Source organism: Actinoplanes sp. NPDC048967, from assembly GCF_040649415.1.
Lineage (GTDB): Bacteria > Actinomycetota > Actinomycetes > Mycobacteriales > Micromonosporaceae > Actinoplanes.
This window is the reverse complement of the sequence record NZ_JBEZFL010000015.1, coordinates 1-18,009: the sequence shown is the minus strand read 5'-3', so window position 1 is coordinate 18,009 and position 18,009 is coordinate 1. Positions and strand designations below refer to the sequence as shown.

The 18,009-nt window shown below is 72.6% G+C and carries 16 protein-coding genes and 1 pseudogene; 4 read left to right on the top strand and 13 right to left on the bottom strand.

Annotation, left to right across the window (positions count from 1 at the left end):
• Positions 1-373: 373 nt before the first annotated feature.
• A complete protein-coding gene (locus tag AB0C12_RS41355) occupies positions 374-2,065 on the bottom strand; it encodes a methyl-accepting chemotaxis protein (RefSeq protein ID WP_360556392.1) in 1,692 nt (563 codons plus the stop codon).
• Positions 2,066-2,329: 264 nt separating this feature from the next.
• On the opposite strand from AB0C12_RS41355, the gene AB0C12_RS41350 reads away from it, so the two are divergent.
• Positions 2,330-3,346 (top strand): HAMP domain-containing sensor histidine kinase, encoded by a 1,017-nt coding sequence (locus AB0C12_RS41350; RefSeq protein WP_360556391.1) that lies wholly within the window; start codon positions 2,330-2,332, stop codon positions 3,344-3,346.
• A 52-nt stretch (positions 3,347-3,398) separates the two neighbouring features.
• Positions 3,399-4,019 carry a VTT domain-containing protein gene (locus tag AB0C12_RS41345; protein WP_360556389.1) on the top strand — a complete coding sequence of 207 codons (621 nt, stop codon included), beginning with the start codon at positions 3,399-3,401 and terminating at the stop codon, positions 4,017-4,019.
• An 11-nt stretch (positions 4,020-4,030) separates the two neighbouring features.
• Here AB0C12_RS41345 and AB0C12_RS41340 read toward each other — a convergent pair whose 3' ends face one another.
• Genes AB0C12_RS41340 through AB0C12_RS41315 form a run of 6 tightly spaced genes read right to left on the bottom strand, consistent with a single transcriptional unit; the run spans position 4,031 to position 10,053 of the window.
• Positions 4,031-4,414, bottom strand: coding sequence for a VOC family protein (locus AB0C12_RS41340; RefSeq protein WP_360556387.1), 384 nt, complete (start codon positions 4,412-4,414; stop codon positions 4,031-4,033).
• Positions 4,411-5,154 carry an ArsR family transcriptional regulator gene (locus AB0C12_RS41335; protein WP_360556385.1) on the bottom strand — a complete coding sequence of 248 codons (744 nt, stop codon included), beginning with the start codon at positions 5,152-5,154 and terminating at the stop codon, positions 4,411-4,413. Before AB0C12_RS41335 ends, AB0C12_RS41340 begins: the two co-directional genes overlap by 4 nt.
• 20 nt (positions 5,155-5,174) lie before the next feature.
• A complete protein-coding gene (locus tag AB0C12_RS41330) occupies positions 5,175-7,094 on the bottom strand; it encodes a response regulator (RefSeq protein WP_360556383.1) in 1,920 nt (639 codons plus the stop codon).
• 5 nt (positions 7,095-7,099) lie between these two features.
• Positions 7,100-7,534 carry a response regulator gene (locus AB0C12_RS41325; RefSeq protein WP_360556381.1) on the bottom strand — a complete coding sequence of 145 codons (435 nt, stop codon included), beginning with the start codon at positions 7,532-7,534 and terminating at the stop codon, positions 7,100-7,102.
• Positions 7,534-8,727: an ATP-binding protein gene (locus AB0C12_RS41320; RefSeq protein ID WP_360556380.1), complete on the bottom strand. Its 1,194-nt coding sequence runs from the start codon at positions 8,725-8,727 to the stop codon at positions 7,534-7,536. The genes AB0C12_RS41325 and AB0C12_RS41320 overlap by 1 nt, the downstream gene beginning before the upstream one ends.
• 12 nt (positions 8,728-8,739) lie before the next feature.
• Positions 8,740-10,053, bottom strand: coding sequence for a hypothetical protein (locus AB0C12_RS41315; protein WP_360556379.1), 1,314 nt, complete (start codon positions 10,051-10,053; stop codon positions 8,740-8,742).
• A gap of 273 nt (positions 10,054-10,326) precedes the next feature.
• On the opposite strand from AB0C12_RS41315, the gene AB0C12_RS41310 reads away from it, so the two are divergent.
• Positions 10,327-10,506 carry a hypothetical protein gene (locus AB0C12_RS41310; protein WP_360556378.1) on the top strand — a complete coding sequence of 60 codons (180 nt, stop codon included), beginning with the start codon at positions 10,327-10,329 and terminating at the stop codon, positions 10,504-10,506.
• 35 nt (positions 10,507-10,541) lie between these two features.
• Here AB0C12_RS41310 and AB0C12_RS41305 read toward each other — a convergent pair whose 3' ends face one another.
• The 3 genes from AB0C12_RS41305 to AB0C12_RS41295 all read right to left on the bottom strand — a co-directional run bounded on the left by AB0C12_RS41305 (position 10,542) and on the right by AB0C12_RS41295 (position 14,419).
• Positions 10,542-12,080: an alpha/beta fold hydrolase gene (locus AB0C12_RS41305; protein ID WP_360556376.1), complete on the bottom strand. Its 1,539-nt coding sequence runs from the start codon at positions 12,078-12,080 to the stop codon at positions 10,542-10,544.
• A 9-nt stretch (positions 12,081-12,089) separates the two neighbouring features.
• Positions 12,090-13,067: a serine hydrolase domain-containing protein gene (locus AB0C12_RS41300; protein WP_360556374.1), complete on the bottom strand. Its 978-nt coding sequence runs from the start codon at positions 13,065-13,067 to the stop codon at positions 12,090-12,092.
• A 71-nt stretch (positions 13,068-13,138) separates the two neighbouring features.
• Positions 13,139-14,419 (bottom strand): pyridoxal phosphate-dependent aminotransferase family protein, encoded by a 1,281-nt coding sequence (locus tag AB0C12_RS41295; protein WP_360556372.1) that lies wholly within the window; start codon positions 14,417-14,419, stop codon positions 13,139-13,141.
• Between the two features lie 236 nt (positions 14,420-14,655).
• On the opposite strand from AB0C12_RS41295, the gene AB0C12_RS41290 reads away from it, so the two are divergent.
• Positions 14,656-15,165: a hypothetical protein gene (locus AB0C12_RS41290; protein ID WP_360556370.1), complete on the top strand. Its 510-nt coding sequence runs from the start codon at positions 14,656-14,658 to the stop codon at positions 15,163-15,165.
• 219 nt (positions 15,166-15,384) lie between these two features.
• Here AB0C12_RS41290 and AB0C12_RS41285 read toward each other — a convergent pair whose 3' ends face one another.
• The 3 genes and pseudogenes from AB0C12_RS41285 to AB0C12_RS41275 form a co-directional block, all read right to left on the bottom strand.
• The gene (locus tag AB0C12_RS41285) at positions 15,385-16,560 is read right to left on the bottom strand and encodes an ROK family transcriptional regulator (RefSeq protein WP_360556368.1); all 1,176 of its coding nucleotides are present in this window, start codon (positions 16,558-16,560) and stop codon (positions 15,385-15,387) included.
• 31 nt (positions 16,561-16,591) lie between these two features.
• Entirely contained in the window at positions 16,592-17,845 is a 1,254-nt protein-coding gene (locus AB0C12_RS41280) for an ABC transporter permease (protein ID WP_360556366.1), read from the bottom strand.
• Positions 17,842-18,009: pseudogene (locus AB0C12_RS41275) on the bottom strand (sugar ABC transporter ATP-binding protein); the annotation flags it as partial. The gene AB0C12_RS41280 and the pseudogene AB0C12_RS41275, both read right to left, overlap by 4 nt.

Sequence of the window (18,009 nt, the reverse complement as noted above, 5' to 3'; positions counted from 1 at the left end):
GTCGACGGGGATCGTGCGGAGTGGACCCGGCGGTGCCCGTCGGGTGGGGTGGTACGGGGCCGGTCGACCGGCGGTGGTCAGCTCCGGCGGCAGCGGCCGCGGGAGGACGTCCAGTCGCGGCAGCAACCTCGCGACACTGCGAGTGCGGTGCCGGCGAGGCGGATCCCCTGACTGGTCATGCTCCGATCCTTAGCCCTCAAATCCTATATGTCAACTAGGGTTTTGGACCGTGGGACCGAAAACGGCCGTGGCCCGCCCCGGACGTGCGGGGACGGGCCACGGCCTATGGCGGCACCGGGACGTGCGGGCGGGGCTCCGGCCGGTGGCGGCACCGGGGCGTACCGGCGGGCTGCGGCCGGCGGCGGCGGGACGGTCAGTGGCGGGTGACCAGTCCTTCGAGGCGGTCGATGGCGGCGCTCACCTCGGCGGTCAGGCCGGCCACGGTGGCGGCCTGCTCGGTGGTCATCAACTCGGCGTCGGCGGTGGTGTGGTCGATGTCGGTGATGGTGGCGCTCATCGTGGTCATGATCTCCACCACGGCGGTGACGTGCTCGTTGAGTTCACCGAGCGTCGCCGTGATGGTCTCGGTGGACTCGGCCGTGGTGGCGGCCAGCCCCTTGACCTCGTTGGCCACCACGGCGAAGCCCCGGCCCGCGACCCCGGCCCGGGCGGCCTCGATGGTGGCGTTCAGGGCGAGCAGGTTGGTCTGGCGGGCGATGCCGCCGATGAACCGCGCGACCTCGTCCACCTTCTGCAGACTTTCGTGCAGGGTGCCGACGGCCCGGCTGGCCGCACTGTTGTTGCTCAGCAGGTGACTCGCCGCCGTCCGGGCCTCGCGTACCCGGTCGTCGATCCGGCTCGCCGCGACCCCGACCGTGCCGGCCCGGGCGGAGACGTCCGCCAGTTGCTGCCCGACCACGGTGGAGGTCTCGGTGACCAGCTGCCGGGCCTGCTCCCGGGTCTCCCGCTCGGCGGCGTTCTGTCGCTCGTGGGTCTCCTGCAGCTCCCGCCGGCGCTGCTCCTGTTCGGACAGCAGCAGCTGGTCGCGACTGCTGATCGTGTCCAGCATGGCGTCGATGGCCCGGCCCAGCGCGCCGATGTCGTCGTCGCCGGTCGCGCCGATCCTCAGGTCGTGGTCGCCGGACGCGACGATCTGCTCGGTCGTGCGGCGCAGCGGGCGCACCCGCCGGCGTACCGCCCGCCGGGTCGAGACGGTCATCAGCACGACCAGCAGCAGGGTGGCCAAGGCGATGAGGACGAACAGCTTGCCGGCGGTGCTCGTCGCGGCGGCGTGGATCGGCCGGTCGCGGACCGACTCCAGGACCAGGGTCTGCCCGTCCACGGTGGTGATGCTCGCGGTGAGGGCGATGCTGCCGGCGTTCAGCACGCTGGTGCGTACCTCGACCGGACCGAGCAGACTGGTCACCGTCGGCTGGGTCACGCCGTCGTCGCGGCGCCGGGCGACGACCTCGGTGGTCAGGTCGATGTCCGCGCTGAGCGTCCGGAGCCGGTCGGGGGAGAGCCGCTTGAGCAGGACGAGACCACCGGACGGGGTGCCCTCGCCGCTGCTCGGGTACGCGGCCACGCCGCAGGACAGGTACATCGCGTCGGCGGAGACGACCCCGCAGCGGGCGGTGCCCGGTTCGCCGGCCGGGTCGTAGAGCCGGCTCAGCAGAGCGGGTTCGGTCAACTGCGGCGCCGGGGCCTCGTAGTCGGCCGCGTCGCTGAGATATCCGCCGGCGATCAGCTCACCGGTGGGGGAGACGCCCAGCAGAGCGTCGAGGTCGCTCACCGCGTGCGTCGCGTCCGGTGGGAAGTCCTCGGCGAAGCCGGTCCGGTCCGCCTCCTTGAGGTCCTGGTAGCTGTCGTCCCAGACGGCGTTGGTCGCCCCGAAGGCCGAGAGCAGCCGGGCCTGACCGTCCAGGCCGATCCGGATGCGGTCGGCGTCCTGAGCCACCTGCCGCGCCTCCAGCGCGTCGAACGCACCGGTGGTCACCTGCTGCAACACCAGGAAGCCCAGGCCACAGCCGACCAGGGCGCCCAGTACCGGACCGAAAAGTCTCACCTTTACCCGCATACGAGACTGGTCGGCGGGCCCGTAGCGGAGATGAGTGTGACGGTGCTGACAGGCGGATACCTGTCCTAGAATGTCCGTATCGTCTCACGCCCGCAAACTCGCCTGCTCGGTAGCGGGCCGCGCGCCGCCGCCCTCCAGGTCGCGGCGCTGTTCGCGCTCTCCGGGCTGCTCGCGCTCGTCGGCATCACCAACGACACCCGCCGGGCCGGGGACCTGCTGATCATCGCGGCGGCGGACCTGGCCCTGGCCGCGGTGATCGCGCCGCTGCCCTGGCACCGCTGGCGGCCGGGGGCGCCCGCATTGCTCGCCCTGCCCGCCTTCGCCGTCCTCGGCTTCTCGACCTGGGCGTTCGGTGGCATGGCCGCCGGTACGGGCCCGTTCCTGGTGCTGATCTTCGCGTGGGCGGCGCTGCACTACTCACGCCGGCTGCTGCTCGCACTCACCGGGCCGGCGCTGGTGGCCTACGTGGTCCCGCTGATCCTCACCGGCCAGCCGCCGCCCATCCTCGGCTCGGCGGCGGTGCTGCTGCCCGTCGCCCTCGGCATCGCCTTCCTGATCGAGGCCCAGGCCCGCTACCTGCGCGAGGACCGGGCCCGGATCGCCCAGATCGAACGCTGGCGGGCGGCGCTGGTGGCCGCCCTCGCGCATGACGTGCGCTCACCGCTGACCACCGTGCAGATGGTCCTGGAGGAACTGCGCGACGAACCGGGCGACAGCGCCGGCGACCTGATCGAGCGGGCGCTGCGGCAGGTCGCCCGGATCACCCACCTCACCGCCGGGCTGCTCGACCTCGACCGGATCGACTCGCAGGGCCGGCTCAACCTCGACCTGCGGCCCTGGCCGGCCCGCGAGGCGGTGTCCGCGGCCGTCGCCCACCTGGGCCGCGACGACGTCGTGGTCGACGTCGACCCCGCGCTGGTGCTGGTCATGGACCGGGACCGCTTCGAGCAGATCGTGGTCAACCTGGTCGGCAACGGCCTGCGCCACGGCAAGCCGCCGGTGGTGGTCCGGGTGACCGAGAACGGCGGTATCGCGACACTGGCGGTCCGGGACCACGGTCCGGGCGTACCCGAAGCGGCGCAGGCCCGGCTCTTCACCCGCTTCGGCAGCGAGAACCCCGGCAGCATCGGCCTGGGTCTGTGGATCGTCGCCCAGCTCGCGCAGGCCCACGGCGGCGAGGCCCACTACGAGCCCGCCGACCGCGGCGCCCGGATGGTCGTCACCTGGCCGGTGCGTCACATCGGGTGTACGCCGGACCCGACCGGGTAGCTTGCCGGGCGTCCGGATCATGCGCCCGGGCCGGACGACAGGAGATGTGCCCATGCTGCTCGACCCGGAGTGGCTCATCTCCACCTTCGGCCTGATCGGCATCCTGGCCGCCGTGTTCGCCGAATCGGGCCTGCTGATCGGCTTCTTCCTGCCGGGCGACTCGCTGCTGTTCACCGCCGGCCTGCTCATCGCCGGCGGCACCTACCTGCACCTGCCGTTGTGGCTCACGTGCGCGCTGGTGTCGCTGGCCGCGGTGGCCGGCGACCAGACCGGCTACGCCTTCGGCCGCCGCTTCGGTCCGGCGCTGTTCCGGCGGCCCGCCTCCCGGCTGTTCAAGCCGGAGAACCTGGCCAGGGCCAGGGATTTCTTCCGGCGGTACGGGGCCCGCTCGATCGTGCTGGCCCGCGTCGTGCCGATCGTGCGCACCTTCACGCCGGTGGTGGCCGGCGCGAGCCACATGCGGTACCGCACGTTCCTGACCTTCAACGTCGTCGGCGGGACGCTGTGGGGCTGCGGCGTGACGACGCTGGGCTACTTTCTCGGCCGGATCGCCTTCGTCCGCGACAACATCGAGCTCATCCTGATCGGCATCGTCGTGGTCTCGGTGGTTCCGGTCGCCGTCGAACTGCTGCGCGCACGCCGCAGCCGCCGCCCGGAGGCCGAGCCGAGCTGATTCGGGCGCCGTCAGTGCCGTGCCGGCTGGAACAGCTCGATCAGATTGCCGGCCGGGTCGGAGATCAGCACCTGCCGGCCACCCGGGCCGCTGACCAGTTCGCTGCGGAAGGGCACCGCCTGGTCGCGCAGGCGGGTGATCTCGGCGTCCAGGTCCTCGACGATCAGGTGGATGCGGTTGTGGCCCGCGGTGGCCGCGTCGGCAGGGGTGGCGCGGGCACCCGAGCTGGCCGGCCCCGACAGCAGCAGTCGCAGCGGGCCGCGGACGACGTCGGCGAAGGCGGGGGCGGCGCTGGTCTTGACGGTGAACCCGAGCTGGGTCGTGTAGAAGTCGACGGCCTGCTGGACGTCGTCGACGAGGTAGCGGACGGCGGCGTACTGCTCGGGTGCGGTCACGGCTGAACTCCTTCGGTCAGGGTGGGGAGCAGGTGCCTGATGCGGGTGTCGAGGGCGGCCGCGGTGTGCGCGAAGGCGTGCCGGGGGTCGCCGGAGGTGGCGGGGTCGGGGATGCTCCAGTGCATCCGCCGGGGGCGGCCGGCGAATTCCGGGCAGGCCTCGCGGGCCTGGTCGCACACGCTGATCACGTAGTCGAACCGGTGGCCGGTCAACGTGTCGAAATGCCGGGGGCGGCGGTCGCCGAGGTCGATGCCGAAGTCGCGGCGCAGCACCCGTACGGCATCGGGGTGCAGCTCGGCCTTGGGCCGGATGCCGGCGCTGGCCACCTCGATCCGGCCACCGGTGCGGTGTCGCAGCAGGGCCTCGGCGATCGGCGAGCGGGCGCTGTTGCCGGTGCAGACGAAGAGCACGCCGCCGCCGGTGGGCAGCTCGGCCGGGGACTGCTGCCGCAGCGCCGGGTGCAGGGCGGCGGCCGTGCCGGAGAGCGCGGCCGCGCAGCAATCGAGGTCGAGGTGGTAGTAGCTGTCGCGGCGGTCGAAGCTGCTGCGGGAGGCGGTGACCAGGCCGCCGTCGCGCAGCAGCCGCAGGTGGTAGGAGACCAGGTTCTGCGGCTCGCCGACCAGCTCGACGAGCTCGCGGACCCGGTGGTCGCTGCCGGCCAGCGCGCTGAGCAGGCGCCAGCGCAGCGGATGGGCGGCCAGCCGCACGAACGCCGGAGGATCCTGGCTCTTCGCTCCCACGACGCGCAGATTACATCAAATCATTTTGATGGAGTAGCCCGGGAGAGCAGCTGGTGCAGCTCGCGCAGCAGGGTTTCCGTCTCGAACGGCTTGCGGATCAGGGGTGCGTCCTCGGGCAGCTCGTGCCCGCCCGGGGTGGGGCCGTTGGTGTAGCCCGACATGAACAGCACCGGCAGGTCCGGGCGGGTCTGGCGGAGCTCGGCGGCCAGCCGGGTGCCGGACATGCCCGGCATGATGATGTCGGTCAGCAGCGCGTCGACCACGAAGGACTCGTCGACGCACATCTTCAGCGCCTGCTGCGGGTCGCCGGCCGCGTGCACCTGGTAGCCCGCCTTGACCAGGGTGCGGCAGACGATGTCGCGGACGGCGTCCTCGTCCTCGACCACCAGGATCCACTCGCCGCTGCCGGCGGCCCGGGTGCCGGCCACGCTCGTGCTCTCCGGTGCGGCCGTCGCGCTGGCCGGCAGGCAGACGCGCAACGTGGTGCCGACCCCCGGGCGGGACTCGAGGGAGATCGTGCCGCCCGCCTCGGTCACCGTCCCGTACGCCGTGGACAGGCCCAGACCGGTGCCCTGACCGCGGCCCTTGGTGGTGTAGAACGGCTCGAACGCGCGGGCCGCCACCTCGGGCGTCATGCCGCAGCCGGTGTCGGTGATGGTCAGGTTGACCGTGGGCACCTCGGCGCCGTACGCGACCCCCGTGACGATGCTCAGCTTGCCGCCCGCCGGCATCGCCGCGCGCGAGTTCACCAGCGCGTTCATCAGCACCTGTTCGAGTTTGCTGCGGTCCATGGTGACCGCCGGCAGTCCCGGGGCCAGGCTCGTGGTGACCTCGATGTCCTCGCCCAGGGTGCGGCTCAGCAGCCGCTGCATGTCGGTGACGACGGCGTTGACGTCGAGCACCTCCGGCTGCGACGGCTCCAGCCGGCTGAAGATCAGCAACTGCCGGGTGAGCCCGCTGCCGCGTACGGCGGCCTGCTTGATGCCGTCCAGGTCGGCCCGGCCGGGGTGTTCCGCCGCCAGTTCCTCGTTGAGCATGTCGGCGTAACCGGCGATCACGGCCAGCAGGTTGTTGAAGTCGTGGGCGATGCCGCCGGCCAGCTGGCCCAGCGAGTCGAGGCGTTCCGCCTGGCGCAGCTGCCGTTCCAGCTCCGCGCGTTCGTGCTCGGCGGTGACCCGCTCGGTGATGTCGCGCAGGATGCCCTCCACCGCCACCGGGCGGCCCTGGTCGTCGAGGATCGCGACGGCCCGCTGCTCGGTCCACACGACCTCGCCGGAGGACCGGTGCCAGCGCACGGTCAGGGTGCCGGGATGGGCCGAGCGCCAGGACTGCTCGATGACCGGCCGGTCCTCCGGCTCGATGATCCGGAAGATGAGTCCCGGGTCGGCGTAGAACTGCTCGGGCGTGTACCCGGTGACCGACTCCACGGCCGGGCTGAGGTACTCCATCGCCGGCTCGGGAAAGCCGCGGTAGCGGAAGATGATGTCCTGCGCGTGCTCGGCCAGCAGGCGGAACCGTTCCTCGCTGTCGCGCAGTGCCGCCTCGGCCCGGCGTCGCTGCCGCCGGTCGCCGGCCTCCCGCAGTTCCCGCTGCACGGCGGGGCCGAGCCGGGAGAGCCGGTCCTTGAGCACGAAGTCGCGTACCCCGGCGCGCATCAGCGCCGCGGCCATCTCCTCGCCCATCTGGCCGGACACCAGGATGAACGGGATGTCCGCGTCGCAGGCGCGGATCTGTTCCAGCGCGTCCTCGGCCCGGAAGCCGGGCATGTTGTAGTCGGAGATGACGACGTCGGGAACCTGCTCGTCCAGGGCGGCGGCGACGCCGGCCGCGGTGTCGGCGCGCGCGTGGGTGATCGCCAGCCCGGCCTTCTTGAGCTGCCGGACGATCAGCAGGGCGTCGTCCGGGCTGTCGTCGATGACGAGGACGTGGATGTCTTCCATGGCCGTCAGCCGTTCCGGGCCGGCGGCGCGGGCTGGTTGACCAGCAGCCAGTAGACGCCCAGCACGTTGGCCGCGTCGACGAACTCCTCGAACACGACCGGCTTGCGGACGAAGCTGTTGGCGCCGAGGCGGTAGCTCTCCACTATGTCGCGCTCCTCGTTCGACGTGGTGAGCACGACCACCGGCAGGGAACTGGTCCGCTCGTCGTCGCGGATCGCCCGCAGCACCTCCAGACCGTCGACCTTGGGCAGCTTGATGTCGAGCAGGATCAGCGCCGGGCGCAGCGGGTGGCCGTCGTCGGGCAGCAGCAGCCGCAGGGCCTGCTCGCCGTCGTTGGCCACGACGATCTCGTTGCGGATGTGGTTCTTGGCGAACGCGCGGATGGTGAACAGCACGTCGTCGGGGTTGTCCTCGACCAGCAGGATCGGGCCGTCGCTCATCACAGCCCCCAGCCCGCGGGCGCCGGGGTGAGGCTGAACCGGAAGGTGGCCCCCGCGCCCGGGGTGGACTCGGCGCGGATCTGGCCGCCGTGGCGGGTGACGATGCGGTGCACGATGGCCAGCCCGATCCCGGTGCCCTCGAAGTCGGTGGCCGAGTGCAGCCGCTGGAACGGGTCGAACAGCTTGTGCGCGAAGCGCATGTCGAAGCCGGCCCCGTTGTCCGCCACGGAGAAGACGTCGACGCCGTCGTGCTGATCCTGGGCCAGCCGGATGGTCGCGTCCGGCTTGTGCACGGTGAACTTCCACGCGTTGCCGATCAGGTTCTGCAGCACCAGCCGGATCAGGTGCGGGTCGCCCTGGGCGACGAGGCCGTCCGGGACGACGACGTCGACGCCGCGCTCCGGCTCGCGACCGCGCAGCTCGGCCACCACCTCACCGGCCAGCGCGGTGATGTCGGTGTGCTCGCGGCGCAGCTCGACCCGGGTGGCCCGGGAGAGGTTGAGCAGGTCGTCGATCATCTGGGCCATCCGGGCCACGTTGGCCTGGATCCGGCCCAGGTACTGGCGGGCCTCGGCCTCCAGCGCCTCGCTGTGGTCCTCGAGCAGGATCTGGCTGAACCCCTCCACCGAGCGCAGCGGCGCGCGCAGGTCGTGCGACACCGAATACGCGAACGCGTCCAGCTCGCGCGTCGAGGCCTCCAGCTCCGCCGTGCGTTCCCGGACGCGCAGCTCCAGCTCGTCGTTGAGCCGCCGCACCTCCTCCTCGGCGTGCTTGCGCTCGGTGATGTCGGTGGAGATGCCGCAGACCGCGTACGAGTGGCCGGCCGCGTCGGTCAGCGGGAACTTGACCGTCACGTAGGTGCGCAGGCCGTTGTCGCTGGGTGCCTGCTCCTCCATCTGCACCGGGACGCCGCGGGCGAACGCCCGGACGTCGTTGGCACGGAAGTCGTCGGCGATGTCCTGCGGGAACAGGTCGTGGTCGGTCAGCCCGACGATGTCCTCCCGGCGCAGCTTGAACAGCCGCTCGTACTCCCGGTTGACCAGCAGGTACCGGCCGTCGGCATCCCGCATGTAGATGACGGCCGAGGTGTGGTCGATGAGGGCCATCAGTTGTTCGTGGCCCACCGTCATGAGCTCCCGGCTGGCTCGAGCCTGCACCGCCCACCCCCACGTACTGGCGGATGACTCCGTCACCGCCGGCACCGTTCAGGCCGCCAGAGTCACGGCGACCGCCGCCGTCCCAGAGGGTGACCGTACCGCGCCGGTGGACGGGTTTGCGGTGGTTTCGCCGCTCAGCACCGGCCGGAGCGGCGCGAGCAGGTGCTCGCGGCGGGCCCGGGTCAGCCGTTCCAGGAACGTCTCGGTCATGCCGGTGGTGCCGGACCGGTTGGACACCAGCCGCTGGTCCCCCCGGCCGGCCAGATCACGCTGGGTCTGCGGCTTGAACAGGAACTTCTTGCTCAGCATGAGGTGCGCCCCGGCCGCTCGGGCGTGCGCGTGGAGCAGCGCGTACCAGTCGGCGAGGGCCGGCGCGCGGCTGACCAGCCGGCCCAGGTCGGCGGGGTCGGCCGTCGTCAGCGCGGCCGGGTCCACCTCCAGCGTCGCCAGCAGCCGCTCGGGCAGCGTCGGCTGGACCATCAACGCCTCGAGCGCGGTGCGTTCCTCGGCCAGCAGCGCCGGGAAGAGCCGGCGCACGTGCCGGGCGTAGTCGGGCAGCGCGATGCCGAGCAGGAAATCCCGCTTGAGAGCCTCCGGATCCAGCGCCCCGCTGGGCGGGATGTCGTCGGGCCACCAGTGCACGGCGAACTGGCGGAACACGTCCATGAAGTGCTCGGCCGGCATGCTCTGGTCCGCGGGCAGGGCGGCGAAGGTGAGGAAGAGGTGCCGCATGGCCTCGAGCAGGGTCGCCGATGTCCGCAGCCGCAGGACGGCGTCCTCGGAGTCGAGCCGGCAGTCCGCGCCGGCCAGCGGTTCCAGCAGGTTGTTGACCGCGAGCTCGATCGCCTCGCTGCGCTTGACCAGGGCGAAGAAGCGCTCCTCGGCCGGGGTGCCGGTGTAGCTGCGGATCCGGCCGTCGTCGAACACGCCGGGCAGGCTCGCCAGCACCTCGTCACCCAGGCGGACCTGGATCGTCCCGACGTTCCAGCGCACCAGCGACGCGTAGCTGTCGCGGTGGTAGTGACCGGTCCCGGTGTGGTCGGCCAGCGCCGCGAAATACGCCGGGAAGGGAACTGCCGCGTCCCCGGCGCTCAGCCCGTCGAACGCGCGCTGCGGTTCCTCCTTGCCGCCCGGCGTGCGTTCCTGGAAGTGCCGGGCCACCGAGGCGCCGACGAAGCCGAGGTGCACCAGCAGGCGCTGCGCTTCGAGCCGGTCCAGGCGTTCCGGCCGGGGCAGCCCGGGCAGCACGTCGCGGCCCAGCGCGTCGATTAGCACGTCCGGCGGTGCCTCGCCGGCCAGGATGGCCCGGTTGAGGCCGGGAAGCTCGTCCAATATCCAGGTGCCGATCCGCTCCAGCTCCATCGTGACCCCTTCACGAACCCCCGAGGACGCCCACCGTCACTACGCCGGAACGTTCCCGGTGGACCTCCGTTCAACCCATTTCCCGTAAATCGGGCAAATCAACTGTAGATCAGCTCGGGAGTCTCTACCCGCTAGGGGTACGGGGTATGAAGGATCGGCGGATCGGCCGGATTCTCTCGGGCGGACGGCCGGTTTCTGTCCATCGCCGCAGCGTGCGACATTGTCGCGCGGGCCGGCGGGGAGCGCCGCGCCCGGGACGACGCGGAGGAACGCATGGACGACGCGCTGCTGGCCTACGACGCCGGCCGTGTCGACGCGCTGGCCGGACGCCGGGACGCCACCAAGGCCAAGGACCCGGCGACCGGGGCCGACTATCGGATGGGCTTCCTGGACGGGCGCATCGAGATCTTCCGGATGTTCGCCGGCGTCCGCGAGATCCTCGACGAGAGCTGACCACCGCCGCCGGGCACAGCGGTGGCCCGCCCCCGTCAGGCGGGCATCGGCGCGTCCCGGCAGACGGTTCCGGCCGGCGGGACGACCAGCCGCAGCAGGTACTCGTACATGTGGGCCTCGGCGCAGGCGCTCTTGCGGCGGGCGGTGTGACCCTCGCCGTCCCAGGTGAGCAGATGGCCGTTGGCCAGGGTGCGCGCGAGCTCGACCGAGTCCGCGTACGGGGTGTCCGGGTCACCGGTGTTGCCGACCACCAGGATCGGGGCCGACCCCCGCGCGCGGTACGAGCCGGTGTAGCGGCTGTGCCGGGCGGCGGGCCACTGCACGCAGGCAGGAGCGTGCGTCTGGTCGTAGGCGGGCGGCCCGTACGCCATGCCCGGCGCAGTGAGCGGGAAGTCCGCCGCGGCCCGGGCCAACCGGGTCCGCAACTGGGGCAGGCTCCGCGGGTACACCCGGTCGGCGCACTCCACCGCGACGTTGACCGCGTTGAAGGCCGTGTCGGACTGGCTGATGGCGTACAGCAGCGGGCCGGTGCGGGACTCCGCCAGGTGGAGGTTGGCCCCCAGGGTGGCCCAGTAGCGGGTGCCGCTGTTCAACCGGTACGTCAGCTCGGAGAGCATCGTCGCGCCGTTGACGCTGACCGCCCCGGTGGCGTCGCGGACCGGATTCGTGTCGAGCGAGTCCAGGATCGTGTGGACGTTCGCCGCCAGTCCGGTGGCCGTGGGCCCGGGGACGCCCGCGGCGAACGGGCACTGGGCCGGGTTCGCCGCGCACCAGCCGAGGAAGCGGTACATCGCCGCCTCGGTGGAGCGGTACTGGCCGTAGTCGTAGCCGTACGGGTCCTCGGCGTACTTGCGCGGGTCGTAGCCCGAGTCCAGCACCAGGGCGCGGGTGCGGTGCGGGAACATGTCGGCGTAGACGGTGCCGACGTACGACGCGTACGAGCCGCCGAAGAACGTGAGCTTCTCGTCGCCGACCGCGGCCCGCAACAGATCCAGGTCCCGCGCCTGCGACTCCGTGCCGATGTACGGCAACAGCCCACCGGAATGCGCCCGGCACGCCGCGTTCCACTCCCGGGCGAGACGCACGGCGGTGCCGATAGAATCCGGGGCGGGCCGGGTCCTCGCCTGCGCCCACTGCGCCCGGTACGCCGGCCCGTTCAGGCAGGTGACCGGCTGGCTGCGGTGCACGCCGCGAGGATCGAAGCCGACGATGTCGAACCGGTCGCGGATCTCCGGCGCCGACGAGGTCGCGAACGACTGCACCCAGTCCCAGCCCGAGCTGCCCGGACCGCCCGCGTAGAGGAACAACGTGCCGATCCTGGTGGCCGGGTCGGCGGCCGGCCACCGCCGCAGTTGCAGGGTGAGCTGTGTCCCGTCCGGACGGTGGTGGTCGACCGGCACCTGGGCCGGCGTGCACTGGTAGCCGTCGCCGCAGGCACTCCAGTCGAGCGCCGGCACCGCCACGCCGGGCAGCCCGCCGGCCGGTGGCCCCGCGGGGGTCGCGCCGGCCGCGCCCGCGGGGAGCAGCAGCAGGGCCGCGGCCAGGGACGACAACAGTGAACCGGAAAATCTCATGGCCCGAAGCTAGGAGCCCGGCGGCGCCGTCCTGGGCGGAACCGCCCCGGGGTCACACGAAATGAGCACCGGCAGCAGGTGCTGCCGCACCAGTTCCAGGGCGGGTCGCCAGTCCGGGGGCAGCTCGTCCCGTGGCGGCGGGCCGGCGTCGAAGCCCGGATCCCCGGTGGTGACGACCACGGCGTCCGGCAGCACCACGACGTGCTGCCCGGCCCAGCCGGCGGCCAGCGACAGGCCGTCGCCGGCCCAGATCCCGAAGCCGTACGGCAGCTGCTCGGGTGGCCCGCCCGGCGTCTGGGGAGTGGTCATCGCGGCGGCGAAGTCCGGATCGACCAGCGGCTGCCCGCCGGCCCGCCAGAGCTCACCGAGCCGGCCCAGGGACTCGGCCGACAGGCGCAGATGCGCGTAGCCGTAGCTGACACCGTCCGGGTCGGCCGGCCAGGACGCGTCGGTGATGCCCAGCGGGGCGAACAGTTCGGTGGCGGCGTACTCACCGACCGGGCGGCCGAGGACCTGGGCCAGTCCGGCCGACAGCAGGTGGGCGGCGCCGTTGTCGTACCGGAAGACCTGCCCCGGTGGGTCGATCCGCGGCGCGGAGGCGACCCGGGCGATCTGCCCGCCCGGCAGGGCGGTGACCGCGTCGATGTCCCACGGCCCGTCGACGGCGGCGCCGCGAGTCATGGTCAGCAGCTGCCGCCAGGTCTGCCCGTGCGCCGGCGTGTCCCGCAGGGCGGCCAGCACCTCGTGCAGTGGTTCGTCCAGGCCGGGCAGCAGGCCGCGGCGGGCGGCGGTCCCGGCCACCGTCGCGACGACGGTCTTGGTCACCGAGTAGACGTCGGCCACGGCCGGCCCGCGGTAGTGCTCGTCGAAGACCGGTTCACCGGCGACGAGCACCCGCAGGTGGCTGGTGTGGGCGTAGCGGGGGTCCGTGCCGACCACGCCGCCGATACGGCGGCAGGCGGCGCGGACCGCGGCAAGATCCGGCATCCGGCGATGATCTCAACGCCCCGGCGCCGCCGCACCTGGGTTTCCCGCCGGGCCGCGGTTTCGCCGCGCGGTCAGGTCTCGAGGTCGAGCACGCGGCGCAACGCGCGGCCGAGCCGCTCGAAATCCTCTGAGTTCTGCCGGGCCGTCGCGCACAGCCGCAGCCGGGACTGGCCCTCCGGCACCGCGGGCGCGGGCACCGCGGAGACGTAGATGCCGTCGTCCAGCAGGTGCCGGGCCCACCGGTACGTCCGCAGCGTGTCGCCCAGCACCACCGGCACGATCGGCGTCTCCGTCGGTCCCGTGGTCAGCCCCAGGTCGCGCACGAGATTGGTCAGCCGGGCCGTGTTCTTCCACATGCTCTCGATGTGGTGCGGCTCGTCCAGCAGCACCCGGACGGTCTCGCGGACGGCGGCAGTGTTCGCCGGGGTCAGCGCGGACGAGAACATGTACGGCGCTGAGCCGTGCTGCAGGTAGTTGACCAGGCTCCGGCTGCCCGCGGCGAACCCGCCTCCGGACGGGAACGCCTTGCCGAGCGAGCCGGTGACGACGTCCACGACTCCGGCCGGGATGTCCGTGTGCGACGGGGTGCCGCGGCCGTCGGGGCCCAGCACCCCGATCGCGTGGGACTCGTCGAGCAGCAGGAAGGCGCCGTGCCGCTGCTTGGCCTCGACGATGGCGGCCAGCGGGGCGATGTCACCGTCCATCGAGTAGACGCCGTCGATGGCGACCAGCACCCGGGCGCCCGTGGCGCGGTGGCGGGCGAGCAGCGTGTCCAGGTGCTCGACGTCGTTGTGCCGGAAGCGGACCGTCCGGGCGCCGGAGAGGCGGCACCCGTCGAGGATGCTGCGGTGCGCCTTCTCGTCGATGATCGCGACGTCGTGGCGGCCGAGCAGGGACGAGATCACGGCCACGTTGGCGTCGTACCCGCTGGAGTACAGGGCGAGCGCCTCGGTGCCGAGGAAAGCGGCCAGCTCGCGCTCGGTCTCCAGGTGCAGCTCCAGCGTGCCGGTCATCAGCCGGCAGCCGCCCGTGGTGGTGCCCCAGCGCAGCGCGGCGTCGGTCGCGGCCGCCACGATCCGCGGATGCTGGTTCAGCCCGAGGTAGCCGTAGGTGGAGAAGAGCAGCAGCTCCCCGCCGGCGAAACCGCTGCGTACCGAGGCCGCCGCGGCCAGAGGCAGGCCGAAGGTGTACGCGTTCGCGTCCCGGCACTGGTCGATGCGCGACAGCCACTGCCGCGCGGCCTCGAAGTCCAGCAACCCGCCCGGCTGCACGTCGGCCGAGTACCTGGTGCCGGTGGGGTAGGCGGCGTACGGGTCGCTGGCGAAGTCACGCACCGCGTCGGTGTGCAGCAAGGCGTCAATCCTGTTCGGGACGGCGGCGATTCGGGGAGTAATCACCGGGCTCGTCCAGAATTGTCGCAGTGTGGACGCGACGTCAAGGGTGCACGGATCGTCACCGCGGAATCCTGCCGCTTCGTCCCCAGGCCGGGTCGGCTCCTCGGATCGCCGGACCTGGCCGAACGTGCAGACTCGCGCCGGTCGGACCGGGCCTGCCGCGATACCCGACAAAATGCGCATAGCGTCCCGGCATGACGAAGAAGCGGGTACTGGCCGTGGCCGGCGCGGCGGTCTTGGCCCTGACGGGTTGCACCGAGCAACCCGCGCCGCCGGACCGCGCGATCGCCCCGGAGCCGGCCGCGACGCAGGCGTTCGCGCCCCGCCGCGCATCGATGGGCGACCGCCCGGCTCCGGTCCCGGACCGGAACAGCCCGGCCGCCCCGACGCCGGACGTGGTCACCACCGTGACCGTGCCGCCGGTCCCGCGTCCGCCGGCGCAGCCGGTCGCCGGCCGGGCCGCCCGGCCCGCGCAGGTGCAACAGGACACCGCGTCGGCCCCACCGCTGCCGGACGCCACGGCGGACGAGGATGCCGGCCCCGGGGACGACGTGGACGTGGACGTGGACACGACGACCGGCGACGACACCGCCGCCGGCACGGGCCCCGGGCCGGCCGACGGGCTGAGAGGCGGCCCTCGTTGCACCCGGAGGGACGACCACCGCCGCACCGGCCACCGGGTCGGTCGCCGGCGCTGCCGCTGAACGGGATGCCGGAGGTGCGGGCTGGGGTGGGCCGAGCTGCACTCGCCGTCGGCGTGGTCGCTGAACGGGACGCCGGAGGTGCGGGCTGGTGGTGGGCCGAGCCGCACCGGGCGTCGGCGCGGCCGCAGAACGGGATGGCGGTGAGCCGGGCTCGGTATCGGTTGCCGATGGGAATCGGTGAACGGACCGGCTCGCCTGTTTCCCGGCCGGCCCCCGGGGTCAGCTGAGCAGCGGGTCGTCCAGCAGATGCTGGAAGGCGAGCTCAGCCGCACCGATCAGCGCCGCGTCGTTCCCCAGCCCCGGGGTGCGCAGCCGGATGTGTTCACGGCACGCCGGCAGGGCCACTTCGTTCAGGCGGCTGCGGATCTGCGCCGCGGCGCCCAGGTAGACGTCGCGCAGGGTGCCGCCGAAGATCACCGCTTCCGGGTTGAAGATGTTGGCCAGGTTGCCCACGCCGAAGCCGATCCAGTCGCCCACCTCGCGGACCGCGAACTGGGCCCGGCTGTCGCCGTGTGTCGCCGCCCGGACCACGCTCAGCACCGCCGCGCGGCCGGTCTCACCTTCCCGGCCGGCCCGCCGGAGCAGCGCCTGCTCGCCGATCTCGGTCTCCCAGCAGCCCCGGGACCCGCAACCGCACGCGCGGCCGTACGGGTTGACCACCATGTGGCCGACGTCGCCGCCGTGGCCGCCGTACCCGGTGACCCGGGCGCCGCCGGCGATGATGCCGGCGGCGACCCCGGCGTCGCCGTGCAGGTAGATGACGTTGTCGCAGCCGACGGCGGCGCCGCGGCTGTGCTCGACCAGTGCCGAGACGTCGGCGTGGTTGCCGAGGGTGAGCCGGTGCTCGTCACCCAGTTCGTCGCTGAGTGCGGCCCGGACCGGGTCGATCCAGTCGACGGTGGGGGAGAGGCGGACCGTGCCGTCCGCGCGCCGGATCCGGCCCGCGACCGCCACGCCGGTGCCGACGTGCCGCGCGCCGTCGGCCACCTCGTGGCGCATCTCGTGTACGAACGCGGCGAGCGGCTTGACCGCGTCGAGGACCGGCATGCCGGGCGGGCGTTCGCACTCGCGGCGGTCCAGGACGCGGCCGCCCAGGCCGACCCGGGCCGCGCGGAGCCGGTCGACCTCGATGCTCAGCGCGTACGCGTGGATCCGCGCCGACTCCGGCCGCACCACGAGCGACGGTCGTCCGGCCCGGCCGGTCTCGCGGGGCACCGCCTCGCTGACCAGTCCCGCCGTGGTCAGCTCGGCGGTCAGGGCGCCGATGGTGCTGCGGTTGAGGCCGAGCCGGTTGGTGAGCTCGGCCCGTGACGTCGCGCCGTGCAGGTGGACGTAGCGCAGCAGCGACCCGAGGTTGTGCCGGCGTACCTCCTCCGGGCTGGGGCCGGCCCGCATCAGCGCGCCGTCCCCGTGCCCGAAGTTTCGCTCACCGGGTTCCGGTAGCTGCCGCCCTGCGTCGGGCCAGGGCGTCGACGCTGGCCGCGACCAGCAGGATGAGGCCGGTGAAGATGTACTTCTGGCCGGACGAGAAGCCCATCAGGCCCATCCCGTTGTCGATCACGGCGATCACCGCACCACCGATGACCGCATTGATGATCTTTCCCTTGCCGCCGAAGAGGCTGGTGCCGCCGATGACGGCCGCGCCCACCGAGTAGAGCAGGATGTTGCTGCCGCCGGTGTTCGGGTCGACCGAGCTGGCCCGGCTGACCGCCATGATGCCGCCGATCGCCGCCATGAACGAGCCGATCACGAAGACCGAGATGCGGATCCGGTCGACCGGGATGCCGGCGCGCCGGGCCGCCTCGGTGTTGCCACCGACCGCGTAGACGTGCCGGCCGTAGCTGGTGCGGCCCAGCACGAAGGTCCAGAAGATCAGGAAGGCCCCGATGATCGGGACGACGATCGGTACGCCCTTGAGCGAGTTGATCGCCGGGTTGACGGCCCGCTCCTGCGACAGCACGGCCGTGGTGGTCAGCACCAGCACCGCCAGGCCGCCGATGCGCAGCAGCACGATGCCGATCGGATCGGTCACCAGGCCGCGGGCGGCGCGGCCGCGGACCCGGCTGAACTGCACCAGCGCGTAGCCGGCGACCACGCCGACGGCCAGGATCCAGCTCCACAGCACCGGGATGTTGTCGTTGTTGAGCGAGATGACGAACGGGTCGCGGATCGAGATGTTGATGCCGCCACCCAGCAGCACCAGCAGCAGGCCCTGGAAGCCCAGGAACGCGGCCAGCGTGACGACGAAGGACGGGATGCCGACCTTGGCGATCAGCAGGCCCAGCGTCAGACCGATGACGATACCGGTGAGCAGAGCGGCCGGGATGGCGATGTACCAGGCGACGCCGTGGTTGGTGAGCAGGATGGCCATGACCGCGCCGCAGACGCCGCTGGCGAAGCCCGCGGACAGGTCGATCTCGCCCAGCAGCAGCACGAAGATCAGGCCCATGGCGATGAAGACCACCTGGGCGCCCTGGGTGAACAGGTTGGCGAAGTTCAGCGGGCTGAAGAAGGTCTCGCGCGCGACGCCGAAGATCAGCGACAGGACGACCAGCCCGAGGACGGCGGGCAGGCTGCCCAGGTCGCCGCCGCGGACCCGGCCCCAGTAGTCGTGGATGTGGCCGCCGACGGTCGGCTTGACCACCTGGACGCCGCCGGCCGTGGTCGTGGTGGTGGTCACTGGTCCCCTCCGGGCGTGATGTCGATGGCGTCGCTGGCGAAGTCGGCGGGCTTCTCCGGGGGCAGGCCGAGGTTGCCGCTGCGTCCGGAGGTGATGAGTTCGACGATCTGGGAGTGGGTGACGTCGGTGGTTTTGACCTGGGCGGCGGTGCGGCCGAGGTAGAG

Coding starts and splice junctions, on each gene's coding strand:
- AB0C12_RS41330 (WP_360556383.1), bottom strand. CDS start 7,094: ATGGAAGACATCCACGTCCTCGTCATCGACGACAGCCCGGACGACGCC.
- AB0C12_RS41310 (WP_360556378.1), top strand. CDS start 10,327: ATGGACGACGCGCTGCTGGCCTACGACGCCGGCCGTGTCGACGCGCTG.
- AB0C12_RS41290 (WP_360556370.1), top strand. CDS start 14,656: ATGACGAAGAAGCGGGTACTGGCCGTGGCCGGCGCGGCGGTCTTGGCC.
- AB0C12_RS41345 (WP_360556389.1), top strand. CDS start 3,399: ATGCTGCTCGACCCGGAGTGGCTCATCTCCACCTTCGGCCTGATCGGC.
- AB0C12_RS41305 (WP_360556376.1), bottom strand. CDS start 12,080: ATGAGATTTTCCGGTTCACTGTTGTCGTCCCTGGCCGCGGCCCTGCTG.
- AB0C12_RS41315 (WP_360556379.1), bottom strand. CDS start 10,053: ATGGAGCTGGAGCGGATCGGCACCTGGATATTGGACGAGCTTCCCGGC.
- AB0C12_RS41285 (WP_360556368.1), bottom strand. CDS start 16,560: ATGCGGGCCGGCCCCAGCCCGGAGGAGGTACGCCGGCACAACCTCGGG.
- AB0C12_RS41325 (WP_360556381.1), bottom strand. CDS start 7,534: ATGAGCGACGGCCCGATCCTGCTGGTCGAGGACAACCCCGACGACGTG.
- AB0C12_RS41300 (WP_360556374.1), bottom strand. CDS start 13,067: ATGCCGGATCTTGCCGCGGTCCGCGCCGCCTGCCGCCGTATCGGCGGC.